The following is a 23,456-nucleotide window of genomic DNA, read 5'->3' on the forward strand; positions in this document are numbered from 1 at the left end:
AACGTCAATTATGAGGCATGAAAAAGCCCGCGCGAGGCGGGCTTGGAACCGGTGCGGGAGGGTGTGGCGACCGGGTTTCCGCGTTTAGGAGTTATTTGAAGCCGACGCGGTCCAGCATTTGCTGCACCTTCACGGTGTTCGCACCGACGGCGGCCAGGGGATGGTCTCCGCCTTGAAGTCGCCGCCGCCGCTCAATGCCTGCAGGGCGGGATTCTGCACCTTCACGCCCTTGGCCGTGGGCCACTCGTTGTTGCCGTTGGCGAAGTAGTTCTGCGCTTCGGCCCCCGCGAGGTACTCGAGGAACTTCACCGCGTTGGCGGTGTTCTTGCTGTTCTTCGCGACGGCCCCGCCGGCGATGTTCAGGTGCGTGCCCCAGGACTGCTGGTTGGGGAACACGATGCCCACCTTCTCCATCAGCGCCTTGTCTTCCGGCGCGTTGGAGCGCAGCAGGCGGGCGATGTAGTAGGTGTTGGTCACGGCAACCTGGCACTCGCCGGCGCCGACGGCCTTGATCTGGTCGGTGTCGCCGCCCTTTGGCGCGCGCGCCATGTTGTCGACGATGCCCTTGAGCCAGGCTTCCGTCTTCTGCTCGCCGATGTGCGTCATCACCGAGCCGAACAGCGACAGGTTGTAGGGGTGCGAGCCGGAGCGCAGGCAGACCTTGCCCTTGTTCCTGGCGTCGGCCAGTTCCTCGTAGGTGTCCACGTCCTCGCGCTTGACCTTCACCTTGTCGTACACGACGACGCGGGCGCGCGTGGAGAAGCCGAACCAGCTGGTGCCTTCGGGCGTGGCGGCGGAGCGGTACTGGGCCGGGATGGCGTCTTCCAGCACCTTGGACTTCACGGGGCGGAACAGGCCGTCCACTTCGCCCTTGTACAGGCGGGCGGCGTCGACCAGCAGGATCACGTCGGCGGGGGAGGCGGAGCCTTCGGCCTTCAGGCGGGCGAGAATGCCGGCATCGTCGGCATCGACGCGGTTGATCTTGATGCCGGTGGCCTTGGTGAAGTTGCTGTACAGCGCCTCGTCCGTCGAGTAGTGGCGGGCGGAGTAGAGGTTCAGCACCTGTTCCTGCGCGGCGACCGAGGTCACCGTGGCAAGGAGCAGCGTCGCGATGCCGGCGGCCTTGGAGATCATCTGTTCTTTTCCTTTCACGGAAGTCTTTGGGTTGCTGTTGTCCGCGATGATAAAACAAACGCGAATCATTCTCAATAATATTGGCGACCGCTTGACGCAGGTCATGGTTTTCGGGTTCATGGTGCTGCTCGCGGGTTGCATGACCCCCGAAACCCGCGCCGGACGTGGTCCAGCCACCGCCGGTGGTGGTGGCCAAGGTCCCGCCCAAGGTCGGGCTGGCGCTGGGCGGCGGTGCCGCCCGCGGATTCGCCCATGTCGGGGTGATCCAGGTGCTGGAGGAGGCCGGGATCAAGCCGGACCTGGTGGTCGGCACCTCGGCCGGCAGCCTGGTCGCGGCGCTGTACGCCAGCGGGCGGTCCGGCCCCCAGCTGCAGGCGGTGGCGATGAACATGGACGAATCCGCCTTCGCCGACTGGACGCTGCCGATCTTCAGCCGCGGCGTGCTGCGGGGCGAGGCGCTGGCGCGCTACGTGAATGCCCAGGTGGGCAGCCGGCTGATCGAGAACATGGCGCTGCCGCTGGGGATCGTCGCCACCGACCTGAACTCGGGCCAGGGCGTGCTGTTCCGGCGCGGCGATACCGGCACGGCGGTGCGGGCGTCCAGTGCGGTGCCGGCGGTGTTCCTGCCGGTGAAGATCGGCAGCCAGGAGTACGTCGATGGCGGGCTGGTCTCGCCCGTGCCCGTGCGCTATGCCCGCCAGATGGGCGCGGAAGTGGTGATCGCGGTGGACATCTCCAGCGCGCCGGAAGGCAATCCTTCGGCCGACCCGCTGCAGATCCTGCTGCAGACCTTCGCCATCATGGGCAAGAGCATCAACAGCTGGGAGCTCAAGGACGCGGACATCGTGGTGCGGCCGGCCCTCACCGGCATGGGCAGCGGCGACTTCGCGGGCAAGCGCCGCGCCATCGACGCCGGCCGCGCGGCGATGCTGGCGCTGCTGCCGCAGCTGCGGGCGGCCCTGGAAGCCAAGGCCCACGCCCACTGAGGCGGCCATGAAAAAAACCTCCAGCCTTGCGACTGGAGGTTCAAGGGATCCCTGAACCCGTGTTCGGAAGGACCCGAGGAGACAACCTGAAGAACTCCCGGTTCGAGAACCGAAAGTATCGAATAGATGCCACTCTATGAGTAGAGTTCCCGCTCCACACAATGGGTGTCAGGAACTCTCAAGCCTCGGAGGCTCAGGCGGCGCGCTTGGCCTTGCCCGGGGTCTTGGAAGCGTTCACGGCCGTGTTGGCAACGGCGTTGAAGTTGGCTTCGGCGACGTCGGCAGCCTGCTTGACGGCCTTCTGCACGGATTCCAGGGCGTTGTTGCCGGCGGCAACGGCGCTCTTGAACACGGCGACGGCGGTCTCGGAGCCGGCCGGGGCGTTCTTGGCGGCGTTGTCCACGACAGCCAGGAACTTCTTCTGGGCGTCGGCGACCTGGCCTTCGAACTGGCGGGTGAACTCGGCTTGCGTGCCGGAGGCGATGTCGTACAGGTGACGGCTGTAGGCAGCGGTCTTCTCGGCCAGGGGCTGGAACAGGGAAGCCTGGAGGGCCAGCAGTTCTTGCGCGTCCTTGACACCCAGGATGCTCTGGCTGGTTTCGGCGGCTTCGGCCAGGGCGGCCTTGGAAGCGGTGACGTTCAGCTCGACGAGTTTTTCTCGACGCCTTCGAAAGCCTTGGTGGTCAGGCCGAACAGGGTTTCGACATTGGCCTTTTGGGCGGCAAGCAGTTGCTCAGCGGTCAGCATGTGGGTTTCTCCGTTAGTGAAAAGGGTGGGTTCTCTCTGGCATCTGCGCTGGCATGTTGCAGTGCAGCATGTGTGAAGTATAGGGGTGCCGGCGGCCATTGCAAGAGGTTTTTGCGCCGCAGCAATCTAGGCGGGCTTCCCTAGGTCGCCGACCCCGGAAAATGCCGCAATGCAGGTCTTCTATACCGACCAGTTCGTGCTGCCCCTGCCGCCGGGACATCGCTTTCCCATGGGCAAGTACCGCCTGCTGCGCGACCGCCTGGCCGCCGAAGTCCCGGACGCGCGCCTGGTGCCCGCCCCCGCGCTACCGACGGCGAGCTGGCCCTGGTCCACACCCCGGGCTACATCCAGGCGATCACCGACGGCTCCATCGACCCCAAGCTCATGCGCGAGATCGGCTTTCCCTGGAGCAGCGCGATGGCCGAGCGGGCGCGGCACTCGGTCGGCGCGACCATCTCCGCCTGCCGCGCGGCTTTCGCCGAGGGCGTGGCGGCGAACATCGCCGGCGGCACCCACCACTCCTACCCTGACAAGGGCGGCGGCTTCTGCGTCTTCAACGACGCCGCCGTGGCGGCGCGTTTGCTGCAGGCCGAAAGCGCGCGCCACAGCCGCCAGCCCCTGCGGGTGGCGATCGTCGACCTCGACGTGCACCAGGGCAACGGCACGGCGCGCATCTTCCGCGACGACCCCACGGTGTTCACGCTCTCGCTCCATGGGCAGAAGAACTTCCCGTTCCGCAAGGAGGCCAGCGACCTCGACGTGGACCTGCCCGATGGCACCGGCGACGACGCCTACCTGCAGGCCCTGGAGCGCGCGCTGGAGGAACTGGCCCACCGCTTCGACCCGGGCCTGGTGATCTACCTGGCCGGTGCGGACCCGCACGAAGGCGACCGCCTGGGCCGCCTGAAGCTCACCTGGGACGGGCTGGAAGCGCGCGACCGGCGCGTGTTCGACTGGGCCTGGCAGCGCCGCGTGCCGCTGGCCTTCGCCATGGCGGGCGGCTACGGCCACCGGCTCGAGGACACCGTGCAGGTGCAGGTCAACACCTTCCAGGTCGCCGTGGGCTACGCGCGCCGCTGGCACAATCGCGCGCGATGAGCGAACCCACTCCGCCCAAGCCGCAGCCCGAGGGCCGCGGCGGCTACAAGGCCTTCCGCACGATCACCACCCGCTGGATGGACAACGACGCCTACGGGCACGTGAACAACGTCGTCTACTACAGCTGGTTCGACACCGTGGTCAACGCGCACCTGATCGAGCAGGGCGCGCTGGACATCCACCACGGCGAGACCATCGGGCTGGTGATCGAGACCCAGTGCAACTATTTCGCGCCGGTGGAATTCCCGCAGGCGGTGGAAGCGGGGCTGCGCGTGGCCAGGATCGGCAACTCCAGCGTCCGCTACGAAGTGGGCCTGTTCATCGCCGGCGAGCCGCTGACGGTGGCCAAGGGCCACTTCGTGCACGTGTACGTCAACCGCGCCGACCGGCGCCCCACCCAACTGCCGCAACGCCTCAAGGCCGTGCTGGAGACCCTGCAGTGACCCTCTCACGCGTTGCCACCGTCGTGGCCGACCCCGGAAGCGTCGACGCCGCCATCGCCAGCCGCTTTTCCTGCCGCGCCTTCCTGCGCGACCGCCCCGTGCCGCGGGCGACGATCGAGGACATCCTGGCGCTGGCCAGCCGCGCGCCTTCGGGCACCAACACGCAGCCCTGGAAGGTGTACGTGCTGCAGGGCGCGGCGCGCGATGCGCTGGTGGAGAAGGCCTGCGCGGCGCACGACGCCATGTACGCCGACCCCGCGCTCGCGCAGGAGTACCGCGAGGAGTACGACTACTACCCCACCAGGTGGGTGTCGCCCTACATCGACCGGCGGCGCGAGAACGGCTGGGGCCTGTACGGGCTGCTGGGCATCGCCAAGGGCGAGAAGGACAGGATGCACGCGCAGCACCAGCGCAATTTCCGCTTCTTCGATGCGCCCGTGGGCCTGATGTTCACCATGGACCGCGTGCTGGGACGCGGCTCGCTGATGGACTACGGCATGTTCCTGGAGAACGTGATGCTGGCGGCGCGCGCCCGCGGCCTGCACACCTGCCCGCAGGCGGCGTGGAACGGCTTCGCGAAGATCATCCTGCCGCACGTGGGCGCGGGCGAGGACGAGATGCTGCTGTGCGGGATGTCGCTGGGCTACGCCGACCTCGACGCGCATGTGAACACCTTCGACACGCCGCGCGAGCCGGCGGCCTCGTTCACGCGCTGGGTCGAATAGGCGCGGCTCAGGGCCGGCCGAAGCGCTGCCTGGCGTCCGTCAGGCAGGCCGCGCGGGCCTCGCCGGGCAGCATCTCGCAGCGCTCGCGCGCCGCAGTGAACTGCGCCTGCGCGATCCGGTCGGCCTGCGCGGCGCGCTCGCGCACCTGGTTCTCGGAGTTCAGGGCCTGCGCGACGACTTCCTGCTGCAGCTTCGCCTCGGCCTTGGCCGACTCGAACACCGCCCTGGCATCCTCGCGGCAGACGCTGCGGGCGGCACCCAGGATGGCCTTGCACTTCACGAGGGCCTGCGCGTAGGCCGCTTCGGCCTTCGCGAGGCGCAGCTTCTGGCCGTTCGCCGGCGTCGGCTCGGCGCGCAGCTGCAGTTCGGCCGCCTGGACGTCGCGCTCGCCGCGCGCCTGCTCGTTGCACAGCTCGCGGGCGTGCCCTTCCACGTGCTTGCAACGGATCTGCGCCTGGTCGTACTGCGCCTCGATGCGGACCTTGTTCGCCTTGAGTTCGTCCTTGCCCAGGAGCGGCGCGGCGGACGCGGCGGCGCTGCAGGCGAGAGCGGCGGCCAGGCAGGCGATGCGGAAGGTCATGGCGTTCCGATCCTCAGCGGGGCTTGTCCGTCGGGCGGACCTTCTCGCTGGCCCGGTGGCTGTCCTTCGGGGAAGCCTCCAGCGCGAAGTCGGGGTTGCTCTGCTCCCAGCTGGAGACCTGCCGGTCGGCTTCGTCCCGGGCCAGGCCATGGCGCTGCTGGATGCGTCCGAGCAGCTGGTCGCGCCGGCCGGCGATGACGTCGAGGTCGTCGTCGGTCAGCTTGCCCCACTGTTCCTTCACCTTGCCCTTCAACTGCTTCCAGCGTCCCTGGATGCGGTCCTGGTTCATCGTGTTCTCCAATGCACGGCCCGGAGCGGTGGCTCCCTTGGGCGGGATCGTGGCGCGCCCACGTGGCTCAACCGGTAGGAAGCCCTCCGCACGCACGGTAGGCTGCCGCCTACCTGTTGCCGCGGGCAGCCTCTGCCGATTGGTTATGCTCGGCGCCGCTGCAAGAAAAACCACCGGGTGCGCCCGGGCCAAGAGGAGATCCGATGACCCGCTTCCGGCCGCTGCTGCTGGCCTGCCTGCTGCTCGCGCCGCTCTGGGCCGGTGCGGCGGAGCTCGATGCCAGCCGGATGTCGCCGCTCTGGGGCGTGCCCTTCGCCGGCATCCTGCTGTCGATCGCGCTGTGCCCGCTGCTGACGCCCTGGTTCTGGCACCACCACTTCGGCAAGATCGCGGCCGCCTGGGCGCTGGCCTTCCTGCTGCCCTTCGCGGTGGTGTACGGACCGTCGGTGGCCGGTTCCTCGCTGGTGCACGTGATGCTGGGCGAGTACATCCCCTTCGTGATCCTGCTGACGGCGCTGTTCACCGTCTCGGGGGCATCTACATTCGCGGCAACCTGCACGGCAGCCCGGGGCTGAACACCGCGGTCCTCGCCATCGGTGCCTTCCTGGCGAGCTTCATGGGCACCACGGGCGCTTCGATGCTGCTGATCCGCCCGCTGATCCGCGCCAACGACAACCGCAAGCACGTCGCGCACACGGTGGTCTTCTTCATCTTCATCGTCTCCAACGCGGGCGGCTCGCTCACGCCGCTGGGCGACCCGCCGCTGTTCCTGGGCTTCCTGCAGGGCGTGGACTTCTTCTGGACGGTGCGCCACATCTTCCCCGAGACGCTGTTCCTGGTCGGCTCGCTGCTCGCGATCTTCTACGCGCTGGACTCCTGGTACTACCACCGGCGCGAAGAGCTGATCCCGCAGGACCCGACGCCCGACACGCGCGGCATCGGCTTCGACGGCGCGCGCAACTTCTGGCTGCTGGCCGCGATCGTCGGCCTGGTGCTCCTGAGCGGCTTCTGGAAGTCCGACGTCGGCTTCAGCGTGCTCGGCACCGAGGTGCGCCTGCCGGGCCTGGTGCGCGACATCGGCCTGCTGGTGGTGACCTTCGTGTCGCTGCAGGTCACGCCGCGCTCGGTGCACGAGGACAACCAGTTCTCCTGGGGACCGATGCAGGAGGTGGCCAAGCTGTTCGCCGGCATCTTCCTGACCATCATCCCGGTGATCGCCATGCTGCGCGCCGGCATCGACGGGCCCTTCGGTCCCATCATCGCGGCGGTGACGCGGCCCGACGGCACGCCCGACCCGGCGATGTACTTCTGGGCCAGCGGCGCGCTCAGCTCCTTCCTGGACAACGCGCCCACCTACCTGGTGTTCTTCAACACGGCCGGGGGCAACCCGCAGCAGCTGATGAACGAACTGGCGCCGGTGCTGGCCGCGATTTCCGCCGGCTCCGTCTTCATGGGCGCCAACAGCTACATCGGCAACGCGCGCCCAACCTGATGGTCAAGTCCATCGCCGAGGACCGCGGTGTGAAAATGCCCAGCTTCTTCGGCTACATGGCCTGGTCGATCGGCATCCTCGTGCCGCTGTTCATCCTCATGACCTTCATCTGGTTCCGCACTCCATGACCAAACCCCCATCCTGGTGGCCCGGGCCGTGTTCCCGGAAACGATCGCCTTCCTCGAGCAGCACTTCGAGGTGGAACACAACCAGGCCGACGCGGCCTGGAGCAAGCAGGACCTGATCGCCCGCCTGCAGGGCAAGGTGGGCGCCTTCACCACCGGCACCGAACGCATCGACGCCGAGGTGCTGGCGGCCTGCCCGCAGCTGAAGGTCTGCGCCAACATGGCCGTGGGCTACAACAACTTCGACCTGCCGGCGATGACCGCCCGCAAGGTGCTGGGCACCAACACGCCCGACGTGCTGACCGAGACCACCGCGGACTTCGGCTTCGCGCTGCTGATGGCGACGGCGCGCCGCGTCACCGAGAGCGAGCATTACCTGCGCGCCGGCAAGTGGACCAAGTGGAGCTACGACATGTTCGCCGGCGCCGAGGTGCACGGCAGCACCCTGGGCATCCTCGGCATGGGCCGCATCGGCCAGGGCATCGCGAAACGCGGCGCCCACGGCTTCGGCATGAACGTGATCTACCACAACCGCTCGCGTCTCTCCCCCGCGCTGGAGGCGGAATGCAAGGCGCGTTACGTGAGCAAGGAAGAACTGCTGAAGACCGCCGACCACCTGGTGCTGGTGCTGCCGTATTCGGCCGAGTCGCACCACACGATCGCCGCGAAGGAGATCGCGCTGATGAAGCCGACGGCGACGCTCGTCAACATCGCGCGCGGCGGCATCGTCGACGACGCGGCGCTGGCGCAGGCGCTGCGCGACAGGAAGATCGCCGCCGCCGGCCTCGACGTGTTCGAGGGAGAGCCCAAGGTCCACCCCGAGCTGCTGGCCGTGCCCAACGTGGTGCTCACGCCCCACATCGCCAGCGCCACGGTCCCCACGCGCAAGGCCATGGCCAGGCTCGCCGCCGACAACCTGGTCGGCTTCCTGGTGAACGGCAAGCCGCTCACGCCCCTGAACCCTGAAGTCCTGAACTAGTGGAAATCTGGATCGTGATGGCGCTGGCCCTGGCCAGCGTCGTGTTGCTGGTGGCGGTGCTGATGCGCAAGCCGCCGGTCGTGGACACCGGCCGCGCCGAACTGATGGCGGCCAACGAACGCCTGGAGCGCGAGCTGCGCCGCGAGATCAGCGAGTCCTCGCGCGGCATGCGCGGCGAGCTGACGCAGACGCTGGCCACCTTCCAGGAAACGCTGACGCGGCAGGCGCAGGAAGCCACCCGCACGCAGAACGCGCAGATCGACGCCTTCTCCGACAAGCTGACGCTGATGCAGAAGACGCTGTCGGACACGCTCAACACGCAGCTGCAGGGCCTCAGCGAGGCCAACGCCCGCCGGCTGGCCGAAGTGCGCGGCACGCTGGAGACGCAGCTCACCTCCATGCAGCAGACCAACGCCGCCAAGCTGGAGGAGATGCGCAAGACGGTGGACGAGAAGCTGCAGCACACGCTGGAGACGCGCCTGGGCGAAAGCTTCAAGCAGGTCGCCGAGCGGCTGGAGCAGGTGCACCAGGGCCTGGGCCAGATGCAGTCGCTGACCAAGGGCGTGGGCGACCTCCAGCGGGTGCTGACCAACGTCAAGACCCGCGGCATGTTCGGCGAGGTTCAGCTGGAAGCGCTGCTGGAGCAGGTGCTGACCCCCGAGCAGTATTCCAAGCAGGTGGAGACCAAGCCGCGCAGCAACCAGCGGGTGGACTTCGCCATCAAGTTTCCCGGCCGCAGCAGCGACGGAACGCCGGTATGGCTGCCTATCGACGCCAAGTTCCCGCGCGAGGACTACGAGCGCCTGCTCGACGCGCACGACCGCGCCGACGCGGCGGGCGTGGAAAGCGCCGGCCGCGCGCTCGAGGTCCGCATCCGCGAGGAAGCCAAGTCGATCTGCGAGTACTACCTGTGCCCGCCCTTCACCACCGACTTCGCGATCCTGTTCCTGCCGATCGAGAGCCTCTACGCTGAGGTGCTGCGCCGGCCCGGCCTGATGGACAAGATCCAGCGCGACTACCGCGTCACGCTGGCCGGCCCCACCACGCTGCTGGCCATGCTCAACAGCCTGCACATGGGCTTCCGCACGCTGGCGCTGGAGCAGCAGGCGTCCGAGGTGTGGAAGGTGCTGGGCGCGGTGAAGACCGAATTCGAGAAGTACGGCGAATGGGTCGCCCGGATCAAGGAGCAGGTGCAGAAGGCCGCCGACACGGTGGACAAGGCCGACACCCGCGCCAAGATGATGCGGCGCGCGCTCAAGGACGTCGAGGCGCTCCCCGACGCGCAGGCCCAGGCGCTGCTGCCGCCGGCCGACAACGGTGACGACAGCGACGCCTGAACATCGGGGCTTGACGCGCGAGCTCGCGCGCCTGATCGCCGGCCACGTCTTCTTGCACGCCTGCATGGCCGGCATGCGCATGGCCTCGCCGCTGCTGGCGCTGCGCGAGGGCTACAGCGAGGCGGCCGTGGGCGTGCTGCTGGCGCTGTACGCGCTGATGCAGGTGTTCCTGGCGCTGCCGGCCGGACGCTATGCCGACCGGCATGGCCTGAAGCGCCCCGTCGGCTGGAGCGTGATCGCCGCCGCCGGCGGCGCCGCGATGGCGGTGGCCTGGCCCATCTTTCCGGTGTTGTGCGTGAGTGCGCTGCTCACCGGCGGGGCCACGGGCGCGGCGGTGATCGCGCTGCAGCGGCACGTGGGACGCGCCGCGCAGACGCCCACGCAGCTGAAGCAGGTTTTCTCCTGGCTGTCGATCGGCCCGGCCTTCTCCAACTTCCTGGGGCCCTTCGTCGCGGGCCTCGTGATCGACCATGCCGGCTTCCGCTGGGCCTTCTTCGTCATGGCGGTGCTGCCGCTGGTGGCCTGGGCCTGGATCCGCGGCGCGCACGAACTGCCGCTGCCGCAGCGGCCGGCCAACGCCGCCCCCAGCCGCGCCTGGGACCTGGTGCGCGAGCCCATGTTCCGCCGCCTGCTGATCGTCAACTGGTTCCTGTCCTCGGCCTGGGACGTGCATACCTTCGTGGTCCCGGTGCTGGGGCACGAGCGCGGGCTGTCCGCGTCGGTGATCGGCACCATCCTGGGTGCCTTCGCGATCGCGGCGGCGGCGGTGCGCGTGCTGCTGCCGGTGATCGCGGCGAAGGTGCGCGAGTGGGCGATGGTGGCCGGCGCCATGGTCGCCACCGCGCTGATCTATGCGGTGTACCCGCTGATGCACACGGCGGTGGCCATGGGCGTGTGTTCGGTGCTGCTCGGGATCGCGCTCGGTTGCGTGCAGCCCATGATCATGAGCATGCTGCACCAGATCACGCCGCACCACCGCCACGGCGAGGCGGTGGGCATGCGGCTGATGGTGATCAACGCATCCAGCGTGGCGATGCCCATGCTGTTCGGCGCCGCCGGCACCGTGGTGGGCATCAGCGCCGTGTTCTGGACGATGGCCGTGATGGTCGGGGCCGGCTCGCGCCTGGCCGCCGGCCTCAGAGGCGATAGAAGGTCTTGATGATGTTCCAGGCGGTCGCGGGATCGTCGGCGAACTGGAACAGCTCCAGGTCCTTCTCCGAGATCACGCCTTCGTCGACCAGCATCTCGAAGTTGATCAGGCCCTTCCAGTAGTCGGTGCCGAACAGCACGATGGGCACCTGGCGCGCCTTGCGCGTCTGCACCAGCGTGATCACCTCGAACAGCTCGTCCAGCGTGCCGAAGCCGCCCGGAAAGGCGACCAGGGCCTTCGCGCGCATCATGAAGTGCATCTTGCGCAGTGCGAAGTAGTGGAACTTGAAGGACAGCGCCGGCGTCACGTAGGTGTTGGCCGCCTCCTCCATGGGCAGGGCGATGGACAGGCCCACGCTGATGCCGCCGGCCTCGTGCGCGCCGCGGTTGGCCGCCTCCATGATGCCGGGGCCGCCGCCGGTGCAGACGAACAGCTGGTCGCGCGGTTCCTTGTCGGCGCTGTACTCGGCGACGATGCGGCCGAAGGCGCGCGCCTTCTCGTAGTAGTGGGCGTTGCGCGCCAGCGCGCGGGCACGCCGCGCATCGACCGGCGCCGGGCCGGTCTCGCCACCGGCATCCACCGGCTGCTGGACGGCGGGGCCCTGCGAGGCCGCCTGCTGCGCGAGCGCATCGGCCGCGGCCTGGTCGCGGAAGCGCGCGCTGCCGAACACCACGATGGTGTTCTCGATGCCGTGGGCCTGCTGCTCCAGGTCGGGCTTGAGCAGCTCAGCTGGAAGCGGATGCCGCGGGTTTCGCGGCGCAGCAGGAATTCCGGGTCGACGAAGGCGAGGCGGTTGGCCTCGGGGTCCAGCGGCAGCCCGGCGTCCGCGTGGGCCTTGAGGGTGGCCCAGGCATCGGCCAGCCGCCGGTCGTGAATGTTGCGGGTCGAAGACATAAGGGCCGATTGTGGCCGCAATCGCGACCCGCCCGGGCTTCCCGACTGCCGAGGATTGCCGCTATCCTGTCGTCAAACAACAGGGGAATCGGTGGAGAACCCGGTCTACCACGTGCTGCTCGAGGGGCGCAAGGTCGGTCCCTACGACCGCCGCACCATCGTCGGCATGCGGGTGAAGAAGACGCTGACCAGCAAGAACGTGCTGCTCGGCTCCGACGGCACCCGGATCACCGTCGCCGACCTGGTCCACCAGCCGGCCGACAGCGGCTTTGCCGCCAGCGGCAACAGCCGCCTGTCCAGCGGCGGCAGCAGCTACTCCGTCGTCCAGGGCATCCATGCCGCCCGCCTGCTCAAAGTGCAGGGCAAGGGCTACGCCATTCCCCGTTCGCGGAAGAACTCGAAGTGCGCGTGCAGACCAAGGTGCTGCGGGTGTCCGGGCGCTTCCGCGAGGGGCGCGACTGGAAGGAAGACCGCGTCAAGTTCCCGCTGCAGGACATCGCCCATGCGCGCCTGCGCGGCACGGTGGTGGACCTGTGGGTGCGGCCCCCGACAAGCCGGGCATGCAGCGCATCAGCCTCGACCTGCTGACGCCCGCCGCCGCCGGGGAGCTGGCGGAAAGCCTGCCCTTCGCCGCGCCCTGGCCGGGCAGCGAACCCCTGGCCGGGCGGCCGCTCCTGGCCGCCAGCCCGCTCAATCCCCTGCTGTGGGCTGCGGTCGTGGGCACGGCGGTGTTCGTGGCCGTGCTGCTGGTCTGGGTGCTGACGCGCCGCTCCTGAGCCTCAGAGCGCCAGCGCCAGCCCGAGCGGCACGAAGACCACCGCCAGCGCATTCCCCAGCAGGATCATCGCCGCCACCCGTTCCGGCTCCTGCGCGTAGCGTTCCGCCAGCAGGAACTGCATCACCGCGGGCGGCAGCGCCGCAAACAGGATCAGCTGGGCGCGGGCCATGCCTTCCAGTCCCAGGGCCCAGGCCAGCGGCACGCCCACGGCCAGGCCGATCATGGGACGGGCGAAGGCGCCCAGCAGCCCGCGCGGCACGTCGCGCCGGCGCAGCTGCGTCAGGCGCACGCCGAGCGCGAACAGCATCAGCGGCACCATCGCATCGCCCAGCAGCTTCATCCCGGTGAAGATGGTCTCGGGCGGGCGGACGCCGCTCACCGCACTGGCGAAACCGAGGGCGCTGGCGATCATCAGCGGGCTCAGCAGCAGCTCCTTGGTGCTCGCGCTCGCGCTGGTGATGCGCGCCCCCAGCGAGAAGTGGATCAGGTTGCTGATGGAGAACAGGGCGACGGCGGCACCGAAGCCCTGCGGCCCGAAGGCCAGCAGCGCGAGCGGCAGGCCCATGTTGCCGCAGTTGGTGAACATCACCACCGGCACCAGCGTGCGCGCCTCGGTGCGCGCGGCGCGCGACAGCAGCCAGGCGACCAGGCCGGTCAGCAGGATCAGCAGCGCCCCGCCCCCAGCAGCGGCACGTGGTCCTGCCAGCGGAACTCCTTGCCGGCCAGCGCCGTGTACACGATCAGCGGCGACAGCACGTCCAGCATGATGCGGTTGAAGCCGCCCATCTCCGGCCGCGCGCGGCGGGCGTACACGTAGCCGATGCCCACGATCAGGAAGACCGGGATGATGACCTGCGCGATGCGCGCCAGCAGCTCCATCAGGCGCCCCGCGCCGCCAGCCAGGCCAGCAGCGGCGCCCGCGCGGCCGCGAGGTTCTTGTAGGCCAGCACGGCATCGCTCATGGAGGCGAGTGCAGCGTGCAGGCGCCGCGCGTCGTCCGGCGTCGCCACCGCCTCGGCCAGCGGCTGCAGCATCACGCGGATGGTGAACACCGCCTGGGAACGTCCGGGCAGGGGCAGGAAGGTCTGGCGCTCGGCGCGCAGGAAGCACTGCCGCGCGAAGGCCTGTGGGTCGGCCGCATCCGGCCAGGGCGTGCGCGCATGCCGCCCGGGGTGCTGGTCGTAACGGCCGCTGGGCGTGACGGTCCACACGAAGCGTTCGAAGCGCTCGCCGCCCGTGACCAGCTGCACCAGCTGGCGGCTGGCCGCCAGGATCGCCTGGTTGTCCGCCACCGGCGCATGCACCGCCGCGAAGGGCTGGCCCAGTTTTTCCTCGGGCGCCCAGTGCGAGGGCACGCACACGCACAGCCAGGGCAGGGTGGAGCTGGCACCGTCGAGGACGGCGAAGTCTTCCTCGAACGCGAGTTCGAGGGGCTCATGGGCGGCGATGCCCTCCGCCTTCGCCTGGGCCAGGATCGCATCGATCGCCGGCTGCGGGTCGAAGCCCGGGACCGCGAGCCGGCTGGCGCCGCTTTCCAGCACGCGCCTCTTCTCCAGCCACAAGGCGCTGCCGGCGGCCAGCGGCGTCAGCTGGCGCGCATCCGGCACCAGCCGCTGCAGGCCCGGCTGCATGCGGAAGGGAGCGGCGATGCGGGAGAGCGGAAAGTCCATGGCCAAAGAAAAAGGCTCCTTGCGGAGCCTCTTCGTGGATTGTGGCGCCTCAGACGCGGCGGCGGTACTCGCCCGTGCGGGTGTCGATTTCGACCTTGTCGCCCTGGGCCACGAAGATCGGCACGCCGATCTCGTAGCCGGTGGCCAGCTTGGCCGGCTTGAGCACCTTGCCGGAGGTGTCGCCCTTGACGGCCGGCTCGGTCCAGGTGATCTCGCGCTCGACGCTCGTGGGGATTTCCACCGAGATCGCCTTGCCTTCGTAGAACACCACTTCGGCCGGCATGCCGTCTTCCAGGTAGTTCAGCGCGTCGCCCATGTTGTCGGCTTCGACTTCGTACTGGTTGTAGTCGGCGTCCATCCAGACGTACATCGGGTCCGCGAAGTACGAGTACGTGCAGTCCTTCTTGTCCAGGATGATCTGGTCCATCTTGTCGTCGGCCTTGAACACGGTTTCCGTGCCCTGGTTGTTCAGCAGCGACTTGAGCTTCATGCGCACGGTGGCCGCGTTGCGGCCGCCGCGGGAGTATTCGGTCTTCAGCACGACCCAGGGCTGGCCGCTGTGCATGATCACGTTGCCGGCGCGGATTTCTTGAGCGATTTTCATGGCGATGTCTTCGGTGAGAGGCCCGGCCCCGCGGGCCGTCTTCGGGCCGTTGCCCGCAAGGTGGCGTGCGGCTGGCGGCGAGGAGTGTGCGCCAGGCAGGGGCCCGCGCGCAGAGCCCTATATTCTAGCCTGCCCGGCCACGAAGCGCTCCAGCCCCGTCGCGAGCTCGGGCAATGCTTGCGCTCGGTCAAAGGCACTGCGCGCAGTGGGCTGCCATCCGGGAAGGTCCAGTGGCGGCAGGGGGCTGTCGTCGATCCCGTTCCACGCCAGGAAAAAATCACGCAAGTCCGCGGGTGGCTGCAGCCAGCGCAGGAAGGCGTCGAGCTTCGCGTGGTGGGCCTCGTCGTCCTGCGGATAGATCTGCCACACCGAGGGGACGCCGGCCAGCAGCCCGCGCACGAAGGAATCCTCGCCCCGGACGAAATTCAGGTCGCAGGACCAGAGCAGGTGGTCGTATTCGCGCTGGCTCAGCAGGGGCAGCGCGTGCAGTTGCAGACTGCCGGTGCAGCGGGCGCCGAGCGCGCGCACGGCCTCCGCGGCCCGGCCGGCCGTGACGAGGAGGTGGGTGGTTCGCTCGCCACCGGCGAGCTGCCGCAGCAGCTCCGCCAGCGCGGGCGGCTCGTAGCAGAACAGGCTGAGCACCTGCGCGCCCGGATCGGCTATCGACCACTGGCGCAGCCAGGCCCGGCGGTCGAATGCAGCCCGTCGCGAGGGCAGCTCGCGCTCGCGCAGCAGCCCGCCGGTGCGCGGGGTGAAGCCGGGATAGAAGAAGTGCTTGGTCATGCCGGCCCCGGGTCCGGCCATCACGGGCGAGGGCAGGCCGTGGCTGCGCTCCACGTAGCCTTCGGCGGAAAGGTATTCGAGGTTCAGCCACGCGGGAGCCCGGGGCGCCGCCGCCATGCGGGCGACGAAGGCCGGCGGCGGGTCGCAGCCGAAAGCCTCCACCACCACCTCGCCCGGCACCGCGTCGATCGCGGATTCGGTCCACGGGACGACTTCGACGCCCGCCGCGCCTTGCGGCGCCAGCCACTGCACGGGCGAAGGGTCGTCCATCCACAGGCGCACGTCGTGCCCGCGTGCGCCCAGTTCCGCGGCCAGGCGCCAGCAGACGCCGGCGTCGCCGTGGTTGTCGATGACCCTGCAGAAGATGTCCCAGCGCATGCCGTCCCGATAATAGGGCCATGCATTCGGAAGAAATCCTGGCGCAGGTGGCGGCCCTGCCGGCGCTGCCCGGCGTGTACCGCTATTACGACGGGGACGGCGGCGTGCTCTACGTGGGCAAGGCGCGCAACCTGAAGAAGCGGGTCTCCAGCTACTTCCAGAAGAACCATGGCGGCACGCGCATCGGCCACATGGTGGGCAAGATCGCGCGGCTGGAAACGACGGTCGTGCGCTCGGAAGCCGAGGCGCTGCTGCTCGAGAACAACCTGATCAAGACGCTGGCGCCGCGCTACAACATCCTGTTCCGCGACGACAAGAGCTATCCCTACCTGAAGATCACGGGCTCGGCCGACAAGCAGGCCCTTGCGGCGCGCGGCGGCGCAGCACCCTCGGCCGTCGCGTTCCCGCGCGTGGCCTACTACCGCGGCGCGGTGGACCGCAAGCACCGCTACTTCGGCCCCTACCCGAGCGCATGGGCGGTGAAGGAGTCGATCCAGCTGCTGCAGAAGGTGTTCCGCCTGCGCACCTGCGAGGACACGGTGTTCGCCAACCGCACCCGTCCCTGCCTGCTGTACCAGATCAAGCGCTGCTCGGGGCCGTGCGTGAACCTGGTGTCGCCGGCGGACTACGAGCACGACGTCGAGAACGCAGAGGCCTTCCTGCGCGGCGACACCCAGGCGGTGCTGCAGGCGCTGGAGCAGCGCATGATGGCGCACGCCGACAAGCTGGAGTTCGAGCAGGCCGCGGAACTGCGCAACCAGATGGGCGCGCTGTCCAAGGTGCTGCACCAGCAGTCGGTGGAAACCGCTTCCGACAAGGACGTCGACATCCTGGCCGTGCAGGTGCAGGGCGGCAAGGCCTGCGTCAACCTGGCCATGGTGCGCGGCGGCCGCCACCTGGGCGACCGCGCCTACTTCCCGAGCCACGTCGAGGACGCCACGGCGGTCCAGGAGTTCGACGATGCGGCCGATGCGGTGAAGGCGCAGCCGGTGGAGGTGCAGGTGCTGGAGGCCTTCATCGCCCAGCACTACATCGGCGTGCCGGTGCCCTCGGCCCTGATCACCAGCCACCCGGCCGATCCGCAGCTGGTCGAGGCGCTGGCGCAGCAGGCCGGCGGCCGCATCACCGCCGTCCACAATCCGCGCGGGCAGCGGCGCCTCTGGCTGGAGATGGCGGAGAAGAACGCGCAGCTGCAGCTGGCACGGCTGCTGGCCGAAGAGGGCTCGCAGCAGGCGCGCACCCGCTCGCTGGTGGAGGCGCTGGACCTGGCCCCCGACAACCTGGACACCTTCCTTCCGGGTCGAGTGCTTCGACATCTCGCACACGGCCGGCGAGGCGACCCAGGCCTCCTGCGTGGTGTTCCACCACCACCAGATGCAGAACCGCGAGTACCGCCGCTACAACATTGAGGGCATCACGCCCGGCGACGACTACGCCGCCATGCGGCAGGTGCTCACGCGGCGCTACGCGCGCCTGGCGCAGGAGGGGCGCGACACGCCCGATGCGACGCCGCCGGAGGAGCCGGCCGAGGCCGGGGCCGCGGCGGAACCAGCGCCCACCGAAGATGTCGAACTTGCGGCTCCGCCCGAAGTGCTGGTGGCCGCCGAAGCCGCGCCCGCCGGCGAAGTCGCCGCGGCGGCGAAGCCCAAACGCGAGAAGGCCGGTGGCGGCGGCAGCGCGCAGCGCCTGCCGGACCTGGTGCTCGTGGACGGCGGCCGCGGCCAGGTGAGCATGGCGCGCGAAGTGTTCGCGGAGCTGGGGCTGGACCTGTCGGTGATCGTCGGCGTGGAAAGGGGCGAGAGGGCCGCAAGGTCGGCCTGGAGGAACTGGTGTTCGCCGACGGGCGCGAGAAGGTCTACCTGGGGCGCGAATCCGCGGCCCTGATGCTGGTCGCGCAGATCCGCGACGAAGCCCACCGCTTCGCCATCACCGGCATGCGCGCCCGCCGCGCCCGCGTGCGCGTGGGCGGCAGCCAGCTGGAGGAGATCCCCGGCATCGGCGCCAAGAAGCGCGCCCGCCTGCTGCAACGTTTCGGCGGCGTGCGCGGCGTGGCGGCGGCGAGCGTGGAGGACATCGCCACGGTGGAGGGAATCTCGCGCGAGCTGGCGGAGCAGATCTACCGGGCGCTGCACTGAAACGGGGGTGCGGGTCCGGCATGCCAGAATCGGCCATGTTCTTCACGGTCCCGACCCTCCTCACCTGGACGCGCATCATCGCCATCCCGCTGCTGGTGGGGGTGTTCTACATCGGGCTGGAGCACCGGCTGCAGAACCTCATCGCCACCACCATGTTCGTCGTCTTCGCGGCGACCGACTGGCTGGATGGCTTCCTCGCCCGCAAGTTGAACCAGACCTCGTCCTTCGGCGCCTTCCTGGACCCGGTGGCCGACAAGTTCCTGGTCTGCGCCGCCCTGCTGGTGCTGGTGCACCTCAAGCGCGCCGACGTGTTCGTGGCGCTGATCATCATCGGCCGCGAGATCGCGATCTCGGCGCTGCGCGAGTGGATGGCGCAGATCGGCGCGTCCAAGAGCGTGGCGGTGCACATGCTGGGCAAGGTGAAGACCACCGTGCAGATGATCGCCATCCCCTTCCTGCTGTTCGACGGCGAGCTGTTCGGCGCCATCGACACGCTGCAGTGGGGCACCTGGCTGATCTGGCTGTCGGCCATCCTCACCGTCTGGTCGATGATCTACTACCTGCAGAAGGCCCTGCCGGAGATCCGGCGCCGGGTGAAGTAGCCCATGACCGGCGCCGCGCGGGTCGACCCGCTGGTGCGGGCCATGCCCGTCGTCTTCGTCCTGGTCTGGAGCACCGGCTTCATCGTCGCGCGCTACGGCATGCCGCACGCCCCGCCGATGAAGTTCCTGGCGCTGCGCTACGCGCTCTCGGTCGCCGCCTTCCTCGTCTGGGCCCTGGTCGCGCGCGCCGCCTGGCCGCGCAACGGCCGCCAGCTCGCCCACCTCGCGGTCACGGGCTTCCTCATGCACGGCGGCTACCTCGGCGGTGTGTGGGCTGCGGTCAAGGCCGGCATGGGCGCGGGACTGGCGGCGCTGCTGGTGGGATTGCAGCCGGTGCTGACCGCGGTGTGGATTTCCCTGTGGGGCGGCAAGGTGGCGGCGCGCCAGTGGGCCGGGCTGGCCCTGGGCCTGGCGGGCCTGCTGCTGGTCGTGTGGCAGAAGCTGGGGATCGGTGAAGTCAGTGCGCAGAACCTGGTGTTCGCCCTCATCGCGCTGCTGTCCATCACCGCCGGCACGCTGTACCAGAAGCGCTTCGTACAGCCCTGCGACGTGCGCACCGCCAACCTGGTGCAGCTCGCGGCCGCCTTCGCCATCACCATGCCGCTGGCGCTGCTGGAGGCGGAAGCGATGCGCTGGGCGCTGGCCGACGGCTCGCTCAACGGCGAACTCGCGGGGGCGGTCGCCTGGTCCGTGCTGGGCCTGACTCTCGGCGGCAGTTCGCTGCTGTACTTGCTGATCCAGAAGGGCGCCGCGACCACGGTCACCAGCCTGATGTACCTGGTGCCGCCCACCACGGCGCTGATGGCCTGGCTGCTGTTCGGCGAGCCGATCACGGTGCTGATCGTCGCCGGCATGGCGCTCACCGCCGTGGGCGTGAGCCTGGTCGTGCGGCCGGCGAAGCGGTGAGCTTCCAGGGCTCGCCGCGGAAGCGCTCCGCCAGGAAGTCCACCAGCAGACGGATGCGCTTGGGCGTCGAGGCCGTGTGCGGCGCCAGCCAGTGGATGTCCGCATCGGTCATGGCGTAGGCGGGCAGCACGCGCACCAGTTCGCCGGCGGCCAGCGCGCCGGCGATGTCCCAGAGGCTGCGCAGCATGATGCCGCGGCCGGCCAGGCACCAGTCGCGCACCAGCTCGCCCGAATTGCTGGAGAGCGGGCCGCCGACGCGCACCCGGACCTCCGCGCGATCGCGCTCGCGCTGCAGCCGCCAGATGTCGAACTGCTCGTTCTCGCGCACCACCAGGCATTCGTGCGCCGCCAGCTCCTCGATGCTCGCCGGCGTGCCGCGCGCGCGCAGGTAGGCGGGCGATGCGACCAGCACGCGCTGGTTGCGCGCGAGCCGCCGCCCGGTCCACTCGGTCGCCCGCTGGCCGCGCACGGCCCACAGCCACACGGCGCCGTCGAAGCCCTCGACGGCCAGGTCGGGCAGCTGTTCGGTGAGCTGCAGCTGGAGGTCGAGTTGCGCATGGCGTTCCTGGAATTCCGCGAGGGCGGGACCCAGCCAGGCGCGGCCGAAGCCGAAGGTGGCGGCCAGCCGGATGCGGCCGACCGGTTCCTTGTGCCGCTCCTGCAGCTCGGCCTCCATGGCCTGGAAGCCGGCCAGCAGGCCGGTCGCGCGCTCGCACAGGGCCTCGCCTTCCGCGGTGGGAACCACGCGGCGCGTCGTGCGCTGGAAGAGCTTGAGGCCCAGCCGCGCCTCCAGCGCCGCCAGCCGCTTGGTGATCACGGAAGGCACGACGTCGGCGGCCGAGGCGGCACCGGCCAGGCTGCCGTGCGCGCGGATGGCCAGCAGCAACTCGAGGTCGGCGCGATCCAGTTGGGGGTTCATTGCTGCCGTTATGGAAAGAATGGCTTGCCGGATTATTGCTTGTCCGTGCACGCCGGCGGGTGCCAGAATCCCGTCCATGTTGGAAGGCTTCGAATCCCTGCGCATCGCACGCGACGGCGTCACGCTGAACGTGCGGCGGGCGGGGCAGGGCGCGCCGCTGCTGTTGCTGCACGGGCATCCGCAGTCGCATGCCATGTGGCACCTGGTCGCGCCGCAGCTGGCGCAGCGCTTCAAGGTGGTGCTGATGGACCTGCGCGGCTACGGCGATTCGGGCCGGCCCGACGCCGGTCCTGACTCGGTCGCCTACTCGAAGCGCGAGATGGCCAGGGACGCCGTCCACGTCATGCGGCACCTCGGCCACGATCGCTTCCAGGTGCTCGCCCACGACCGCGGCGCGCGCGTCGCGCACCGGCTGGCGCTGGACCATCCGCAGGCGGTCGAGCGCCTCATGCTGCTGGACATCGCGCCCACCCTGGCCATGTACCGCCACACCACGGAAGCCTTCGCCCGCGCCTACTGGCACTGGTTCTTCCTGATCCAGCCGGGGCTGCTGCCGCAGGCGCTGATCGAATCCGATCCTGTGCGCTACCTGCGCAGCGTGATGGGCGCGCGGCATGCGGGCCTGGCCGCCTTCACACCCGAAGCCCTGGCCGAGTACGAACGCTGCGCCGCGATCCCCGGCACCGCCGCGGCCGTGGTGGCCGACTACCGCGCCGGCGCCGGCCTCGACCTGCAGCACGACCAGGCCGACCTGGACGCCGGCCGCCGCCTCGCGCAGCCGCTGCGCGTGCTGTGGGGCGAGCACGGGGTCGTGGCACGCTGCTTCGACGTGCCGGCGCTGTGGCGGCCGTGCGCCGACGACTTTTCCGGCCGCAGCCTCGCCTGCGGCCACTACATCGCGGAAGAGGCGCCCGCCCTTCTGCTGGACGAGATCCTCACCTTCTTCAGGAGCACACCGTGAGCAAGAAACGCATTGCAGTCATCGCCGGCGACGGCATCGGCAAGGAAGTCATGCCCGAGGGCGTGCGGGTGGTGGACGCCGCCGCGCGCAAGTTCGGCATCGACCTCGCCTTCGACCACTTCGACTTCGCCAGCTGGGACTACTGCGAGAAGCATGGCCGCTACATGCCCGAGAACTGGAAGGACCAGGTCGGCGGCCATGACGCCATTTTCTTCGGCGCGGTCGGCTGGCCCGAGAAGATCCCCGACCACGAGTCGCTGTGGCAGTCGCTGCTGCTGTTCCGCCGCGAGTTCGACCAGTACGTGAACCTGCGCCCCGCGCGCCTGATGCCCGGCATCATCGCGCCGGTCGTGCGCAAGGACGGCACCCCGCGCCAGCCGGGCGAGATCGACATGTACATCGTGCGCGAGAACACCGAGGGCGAGTACTCCGCCGTCGGCGGCCGCATGTACCCGGGCACCGAGCGCGAGATCGTGATGCAGGAGACCATCATGTCCCGCCATGGCGTGGACCGCGTGCTGAAGTTCGCCTACGAGCTGGCCAACTCCCGCCCCAAGAAGCACCTGACCAGCGCCACCAAGTCCAACGGCATCGCGATCACCATGCCCTACTGGGACGAGCGCGTCGCCGAGATGGCCAAGAAGTACCCCCAGGTCAAGACCGACAAGTTCCACATCGACATCCTGACCGCCCACTTCGTGCAGCGCCCGGACTTCTTCGACGTGGTGGTGGCGACCAACCTGTTCGGCGACATCCTGTCCGACCTGGGCCCGGCCTGCACCGGCACCATCGGCATCGCGCCCAGCGCCAACCTGAACCCGGACCGCAAGTTTCCCTCGCTGTTCGAGCCGGTCCACGGCTCCGCGCCGGACATCTACGGCCGGAACATCGCCAACCCGATCGGCCAGATCTGGTGCGGCGCGATGATGCTGGAGTTCCTGGGCCACAAGGAGGCGCACGACGCGATCCTGAAGGCGATCGAGGCCGTGCTGGACCCGAAGTCGGGGGCGCCGCGCACCGGCGACATCGGCGGCAAGGCGAGCACCACGGACGTCGGCAAGGCGATCGCCGCCGCGCTGTAACGGTTTGCTGCTGCGCACAAGGCGCGGCGCGAAGCATTTGTCCATGCGACGAACGCGCGGCCCGGCGCGCACGCGCCGTCAGCTTGCCGCTAGAATCCGCCCCCGCGTGTTGTATTGCCGCATGGTGTATTGACACCCCGCGCGACGCTGTTCTCTAATCGTCGCCAGTGGCTGCAAGGCCGCCCGCACTGTCTCCCCTTCCCGCCACGCCGAGCGTCCCGGGAACGGGAGACAAATTTTGAAGAGACAAGACCGTCCACAACTCATTCCGCACGAGGGGCCCCTGTGAACAAGACCGAACTGATCGAGCACATCGCCAAACACGCCGACATCTCCAAGGCCGCCGCCACGCGCGCTGGAGTCGATGATCGGCGCGGTGAAGACCACGCTGAAGAAAGGCGGTTCGGTTTCGCTCGTCGGTTTCGGCACCTTCGCGGTGGGCAAACGCGCCGCGCGCAGCGGCCGCAATCCCCGGACCGGCGCCCAGATTAAAATCAAGGCTGCCAAGGTGCCCAAGTTCCGTCCCGGCAAGGCGCTCAAGGATGCGCTGAACTGAGACGGCTTCCCCGGTGGGGTGCTTAGCTCAGCTGGTAGAGCGGCGCCCTTACAAGGCGTAGGTCGGCGGTTCGATCCCGTCAGCACCCACCAAATGAAGAAAG

General features: G+C 69.3%; 19 protein-coding genes, 1 tRNA gene and 8 pseudogenes. 17 read left to right on the plus strand and 11 right to left on the minus strand.

The window, feature by feature from the left end; genetic code table 11:
- Positions 1–91: 91 nt before the first annotated feature.
- Positions 92–1,134: pseudogene (locus HK415_RS04905) on the minus strand (extracellular solute-binding protein).
- Positions 1,135–1,237: 103 nt separating this feature from the next.
- Here HK415_RS04905 and HK415_RS04910 point away from each other — a divergent pair.
- A pseudogene (locus HK415_RS04910) lies at positions 1,238–2,120 on the plus strand (patatin-like phospholipase family protein).
- A 193-nt stretch (positions 2,121–2,313) separates the two neighbouring features.
- Here HK415_RS04910 and HK415_RS04915 read toward each other — a convergent pair.
- A pseudogene (locus tag HK415_RS04915) lies at positions 2,314–2,867 on the minus strand (phasin family protein).
- A 169-nt stretch (positions 2,868–3,036) separates the two neighbouring features.
- Here HK415_RS04915 and HK415_RS04920 point away from each other — a divergent pair.
- The 3 genes and pseudogenes from HK415_RS04920 to HK415_RS04930 all read left to right on the plus strand — a co-directional run bounded on the left by HK415_RS04920 (position 3,037) and on the right by HK415_RS04930 (position 5,133).
- Positions 3,037–3,965: pseudogene (locus HK415_RS04920) on the plus strand (histone deacetylase family protein).
- On the plus strand, positions 3,962–4,408 hold the full coding sequence (locus HK415_RS04925) for an acyl-CoA thioesterase (protein ID WP_171556995.1): 447 nt from the start codon (positions 3,962–3,964) through the stop codon (positions 4,406–4,408). The pseudogene HK415_RS04920 and the gene HK415_RS04925 overlap by 4 nt, the downstream one beginning before the upstream one ends.
- Positions 4,405–5,133 (plus strand): nitroreductase, encoded by a 729-nt coding sequence (locus HK415_RS04930; protein ID WP_171556996.1) that lies wholly within the window; start codon positions 4,405–4,407, stop codon positions 5,131–5,133. Before HK415_RS04925 ends, HK415_RS04930 begins: the two co-directional genes overlap by 4 nt.
- A 7-nt stretch (positions 5,134–5,140) precedes the next feature.
- On the opposite strand, the gene HK415_RS04935 is transcribed toward HK415_RS04930, so the two are convergent.
- Complete coding sequence (locus HK415_RS04935) at positions 5,141–5,713, minus strand: hypothetical protein (RefSeq protein WP_171556997.1); 573 nt, start codon at positions 5,711–5,713, stop codon at positions 5,141–5,143.
- Between the two features lie 13 nt (positions 5,714–5,726).
- Positions 5,727–6,002 (minus strand): CsbD family protein, encoded by a 276-nt coding sequence (locus HK415_RS04940; protein WP_171556998.1) that lies wholly within the window; start codon positions 6,000–6,002, stop codon positions 5,727–5,729.
- A 203-nt stretch (positions 6,003–6,205) separates the two neighbouring features.
- On the opposite strand from HK415_RS04940, the pseudogene HK415_RS04945 reads away from it, so the two are divergent.
- The 4 genes and pseudogenes from HK415_RS04945 to HK415_RS04960 all read left to right on the plus strand — a co-directional run bounded on the left by HK415_RS04945 (position 6,206) and on the right by HK415_RS04960 (position 11,094).
- Positions 6,206–7,622, plus strand: a pseudogene (locus tag HK415_RS04945) (sodium:proton antiporter).
- Positions 7,623–7,632: 10 nt separating this feature from the next.
- On the plus strand, positions 7,633–8,598 hold the full coding sequence (locus HK415_RS04950; RefSeq protein WP_171563174.1) for a 2-hydroxyacid dehydrogenase: 966 nt from the start codon (positions 7,633–7,635) through the stop codon (positions 8,596–8,598).
- A 17-nt stretch (positions 8,599–8,615) separates the two neighbouring features.
- Positions 8,616–9,935, plus strand: a complete 1,320-nt coding sequence (locus HK415_RS04955; protein ID WP_171563176.1) for a DNA recombination protein RmuC — start codon at positions 8,616–8,618, stop codon at positions 9,933–9,935.
- A gap of 10 nt (positions 9,936–9,945) precedes the next feature.
- On the plus strand, positions 9,946–11,094 hold the full coding sequence (locus HK415_RS04960) for an MFS transporter (RefSeq protein ID WP_171556999.1): 1,149 nt from the start codon (positions 9,946–9,948) through the stop codon (positions 11,092–11,094).
- Here HK415_RS04960 and HK415_RS04965 read toward each other — a convergent pair.
- Positions 11,072–11,979 (minus strand): annotated as a pseudogene (locus HK415_RS04965) (LOG family protein). The gene HK415_RS04960 and the pseudogene HK415_RS04965 sit on opposite strands and share 23 nt — an antisense overlap.
- 402 nt (positions 11,980–12,381) lie before the next feature.
- Between HK415_RS04965 and HK415_RS04970 the strand changes: the two are divergent.
- Entirely contained in the window at positions 12,382–12,567 is a 186-nt protein-coding gene (locus HK415_RS04970) for a hypothetical protein (RefSeq protein WP_171557000.1), read from the plus strand.
- Positions 12,540–12,755 carry a hypothetical protein gene (locus HK415_RS04975; protein WP_171557001.1) on the plus strand — a complete coding sequence of 72 codons (216 nt, stop codon included), beginning with the start codon at positions 12,540–12,542 and terminating at the stop codon, positions 12,753–12,755. Before HK415_RS04970 ends, HK415_RS04975 begins: the two co-directional genes overlap by 28 nt.
- 3 nt (positions 12,756–12,758) lie before the next feature.
- Here the strand turns inward: HK415_RS04975 and HK415_RS04980 are convergent, their stop codons facing one another.
- The 5 genes from HK415_RS04980 to earP form a co-directional block, all read right to left on the minus strand.
- A complete protein-coding gene (locus HK415_RS04980) occupies positions 12,759–13,355 on the minus strand; it encodes an AEC family transporter (protein WP_171557002.1) in 597 nt (198 codons plus the stop codon).
- A gap of 65 nt (positions 13,356–13,420) precedes the next feature.
- Entirely contained in the window at positions 13,421–13,636 is a 216-nt protein-coding gene (locus HK415_RS04985; protein WP_171557003.1) for a hypothetical protein, read from the minus strand.
- Positions 13,636–14,427, minus strand: coding sequence for a heme-dependent oxidative N-demethylase subunit alpha family protein (locus HK415_RS04990; protein WP_171557004.1), 792 nt, complete (start codon positions 14,425–14,427; stop codon positions 13,636–13,638). The genes HK415_RS04985 and HK415_RS04990 overlap by 1 nt, the downstream gene beginning before the upstream one ends.
- Before the next feature lie 49 nt (positions 14,428–14,476).
- Entirely contained in the window at positions 14,477–15,031 is a 555-nt protein-coding gene (gene efp, locus HK415_RS04995; RefSeq protein WP_171557005.1) for an elongation factor P, read from the minus strand.
- 117 nt (positions 15,032–15,148) lie between these two features.
- Positions 15,149–16,192 (minus strand): elongation factor P maturation arginine rhamnosyltransferase EarP, encoded by a 1,044-nt coding sequence (gene earP, locus HK415_RS05000; RefSeq protein ID WP_171557006.1) that lies wholly within the window; start codon positions 16,190–16,192, stop codon positions 15,149–15,151.
- A 20-nt stretch (positions 16,193–16,212) separates the two neighbouring features.
- On the opposite strand from earP, the pseudogene uvrC reads away from it, so the two are divergent.
- The 3 genes and pseudogenes from uvrC (at position 16,213) to HK415_RS05015 (ending at position 19,835) form a co-directional block, all read left to right on the plus strand.
- Positions 16,213–18,327 (plus strand): annotated as a pseudogene (uvrC, locus tag HK415_RS05005) (excinuclease ABC subunit UvrC).
- 35 nt (positions 18,328–18,362) lie between these two features.
- Positions 18,363–18,929, plus strand: a complete 567-nt coding sequence (pgsA, locus tag HK415_RS05010; RefSeq protein ID WP_171557007.1) for a CDP-diacylglycerol--glycerol-3-phosphate 3-phosphatidyltransferase — start codon at positions 18,363–18,365, stop codon at positions 18,927–18,929.
- Between the two features lie 3 nt (positions 18,930–18,932).
- Positions 18,933–19,835 (plus strand): DMT family transporter, encoded by a 903-nt coding sequence (locus HK415_RS05015; protein WP_171557008.1) that lies wholly within the window; start codon positions 18,933–18,935, stop codon positions 19,833–19,835.
- Here HK415_RS05015 and HK415_RS05020 read toward each other — a convergent pair.
- Complete coding sequence (locus HK415_RS05020; RefSeq protein WP_253261769.1) at positions 19,789–20,754, minus strand: LysR substrate-binding domain-containing protein; 966 nt, start codon at positions 20,752–20,754, stop codon at positions 19,789–19,791. The genes HK415_RS05015 and HK415_RS05020 overlap by 47 nt on opposite strands.
- A 76-nt stretch (positions 20,755–20,830) precedes the next feature.
- On the opposite strand from HK415_RS05020, the gene HK415_RS05025 reads away from it, so the two are divergent.
- From HK415_RS05025 to HK415_RS05040, 4 genes and pseudogenes are all read left to right on the plus strand, one after another.
- Positions 20,831–21,715: an alpha/beta fold hydrolase gene (locus HK415_RS05025; protein ID WP_171557009.1), complete on the plus strand. Its 885-nt coding sequence runs from the start codon at positions 20,831–20,833 to the stop codon at positions 21,713–21,715.
- Entirely contained in the window at positions 21,712–22,797 is a 1,086-nt protein-coding gene (locus HK415_RS05030; RefSeq protein ID WP_171557010.1) for a tartrate dehydrogenase, read from the plus strand. The genes HK415_RS05025 and HK415_RS05030 overlap by 4 nt, the downstream gene beginning before the upstream one ends.
- Positions 22,798–23,082: 285 nt before the next feature.
- A pseudogene (locus HK415_RS05035) lies at positions 23,083–23,353 on the plus strand (HU family DNA-binding protein).
- A gap of 16 nt (positions 23,354–23,369) precedes the next feature.
- A tRNA-Val gene (locus HK415_RS05040) sits at positions 23,370–23,445 on the plus strand.
- Positions 23,446–23,456: the final 11 nt, after the last annotated feature.

The sequence above is a fragment of the Ramlibacter montanisoli genome (assembly GCF_013087525.1).
GTDB classification, from domain to species: domain Bacteria; phylum Pseudomonadota; class Gammaproteobacteria; order Burkholderiales; family Burkholderiaceae_C; genus Ramlibacter; species Ramlibacter montanisoli.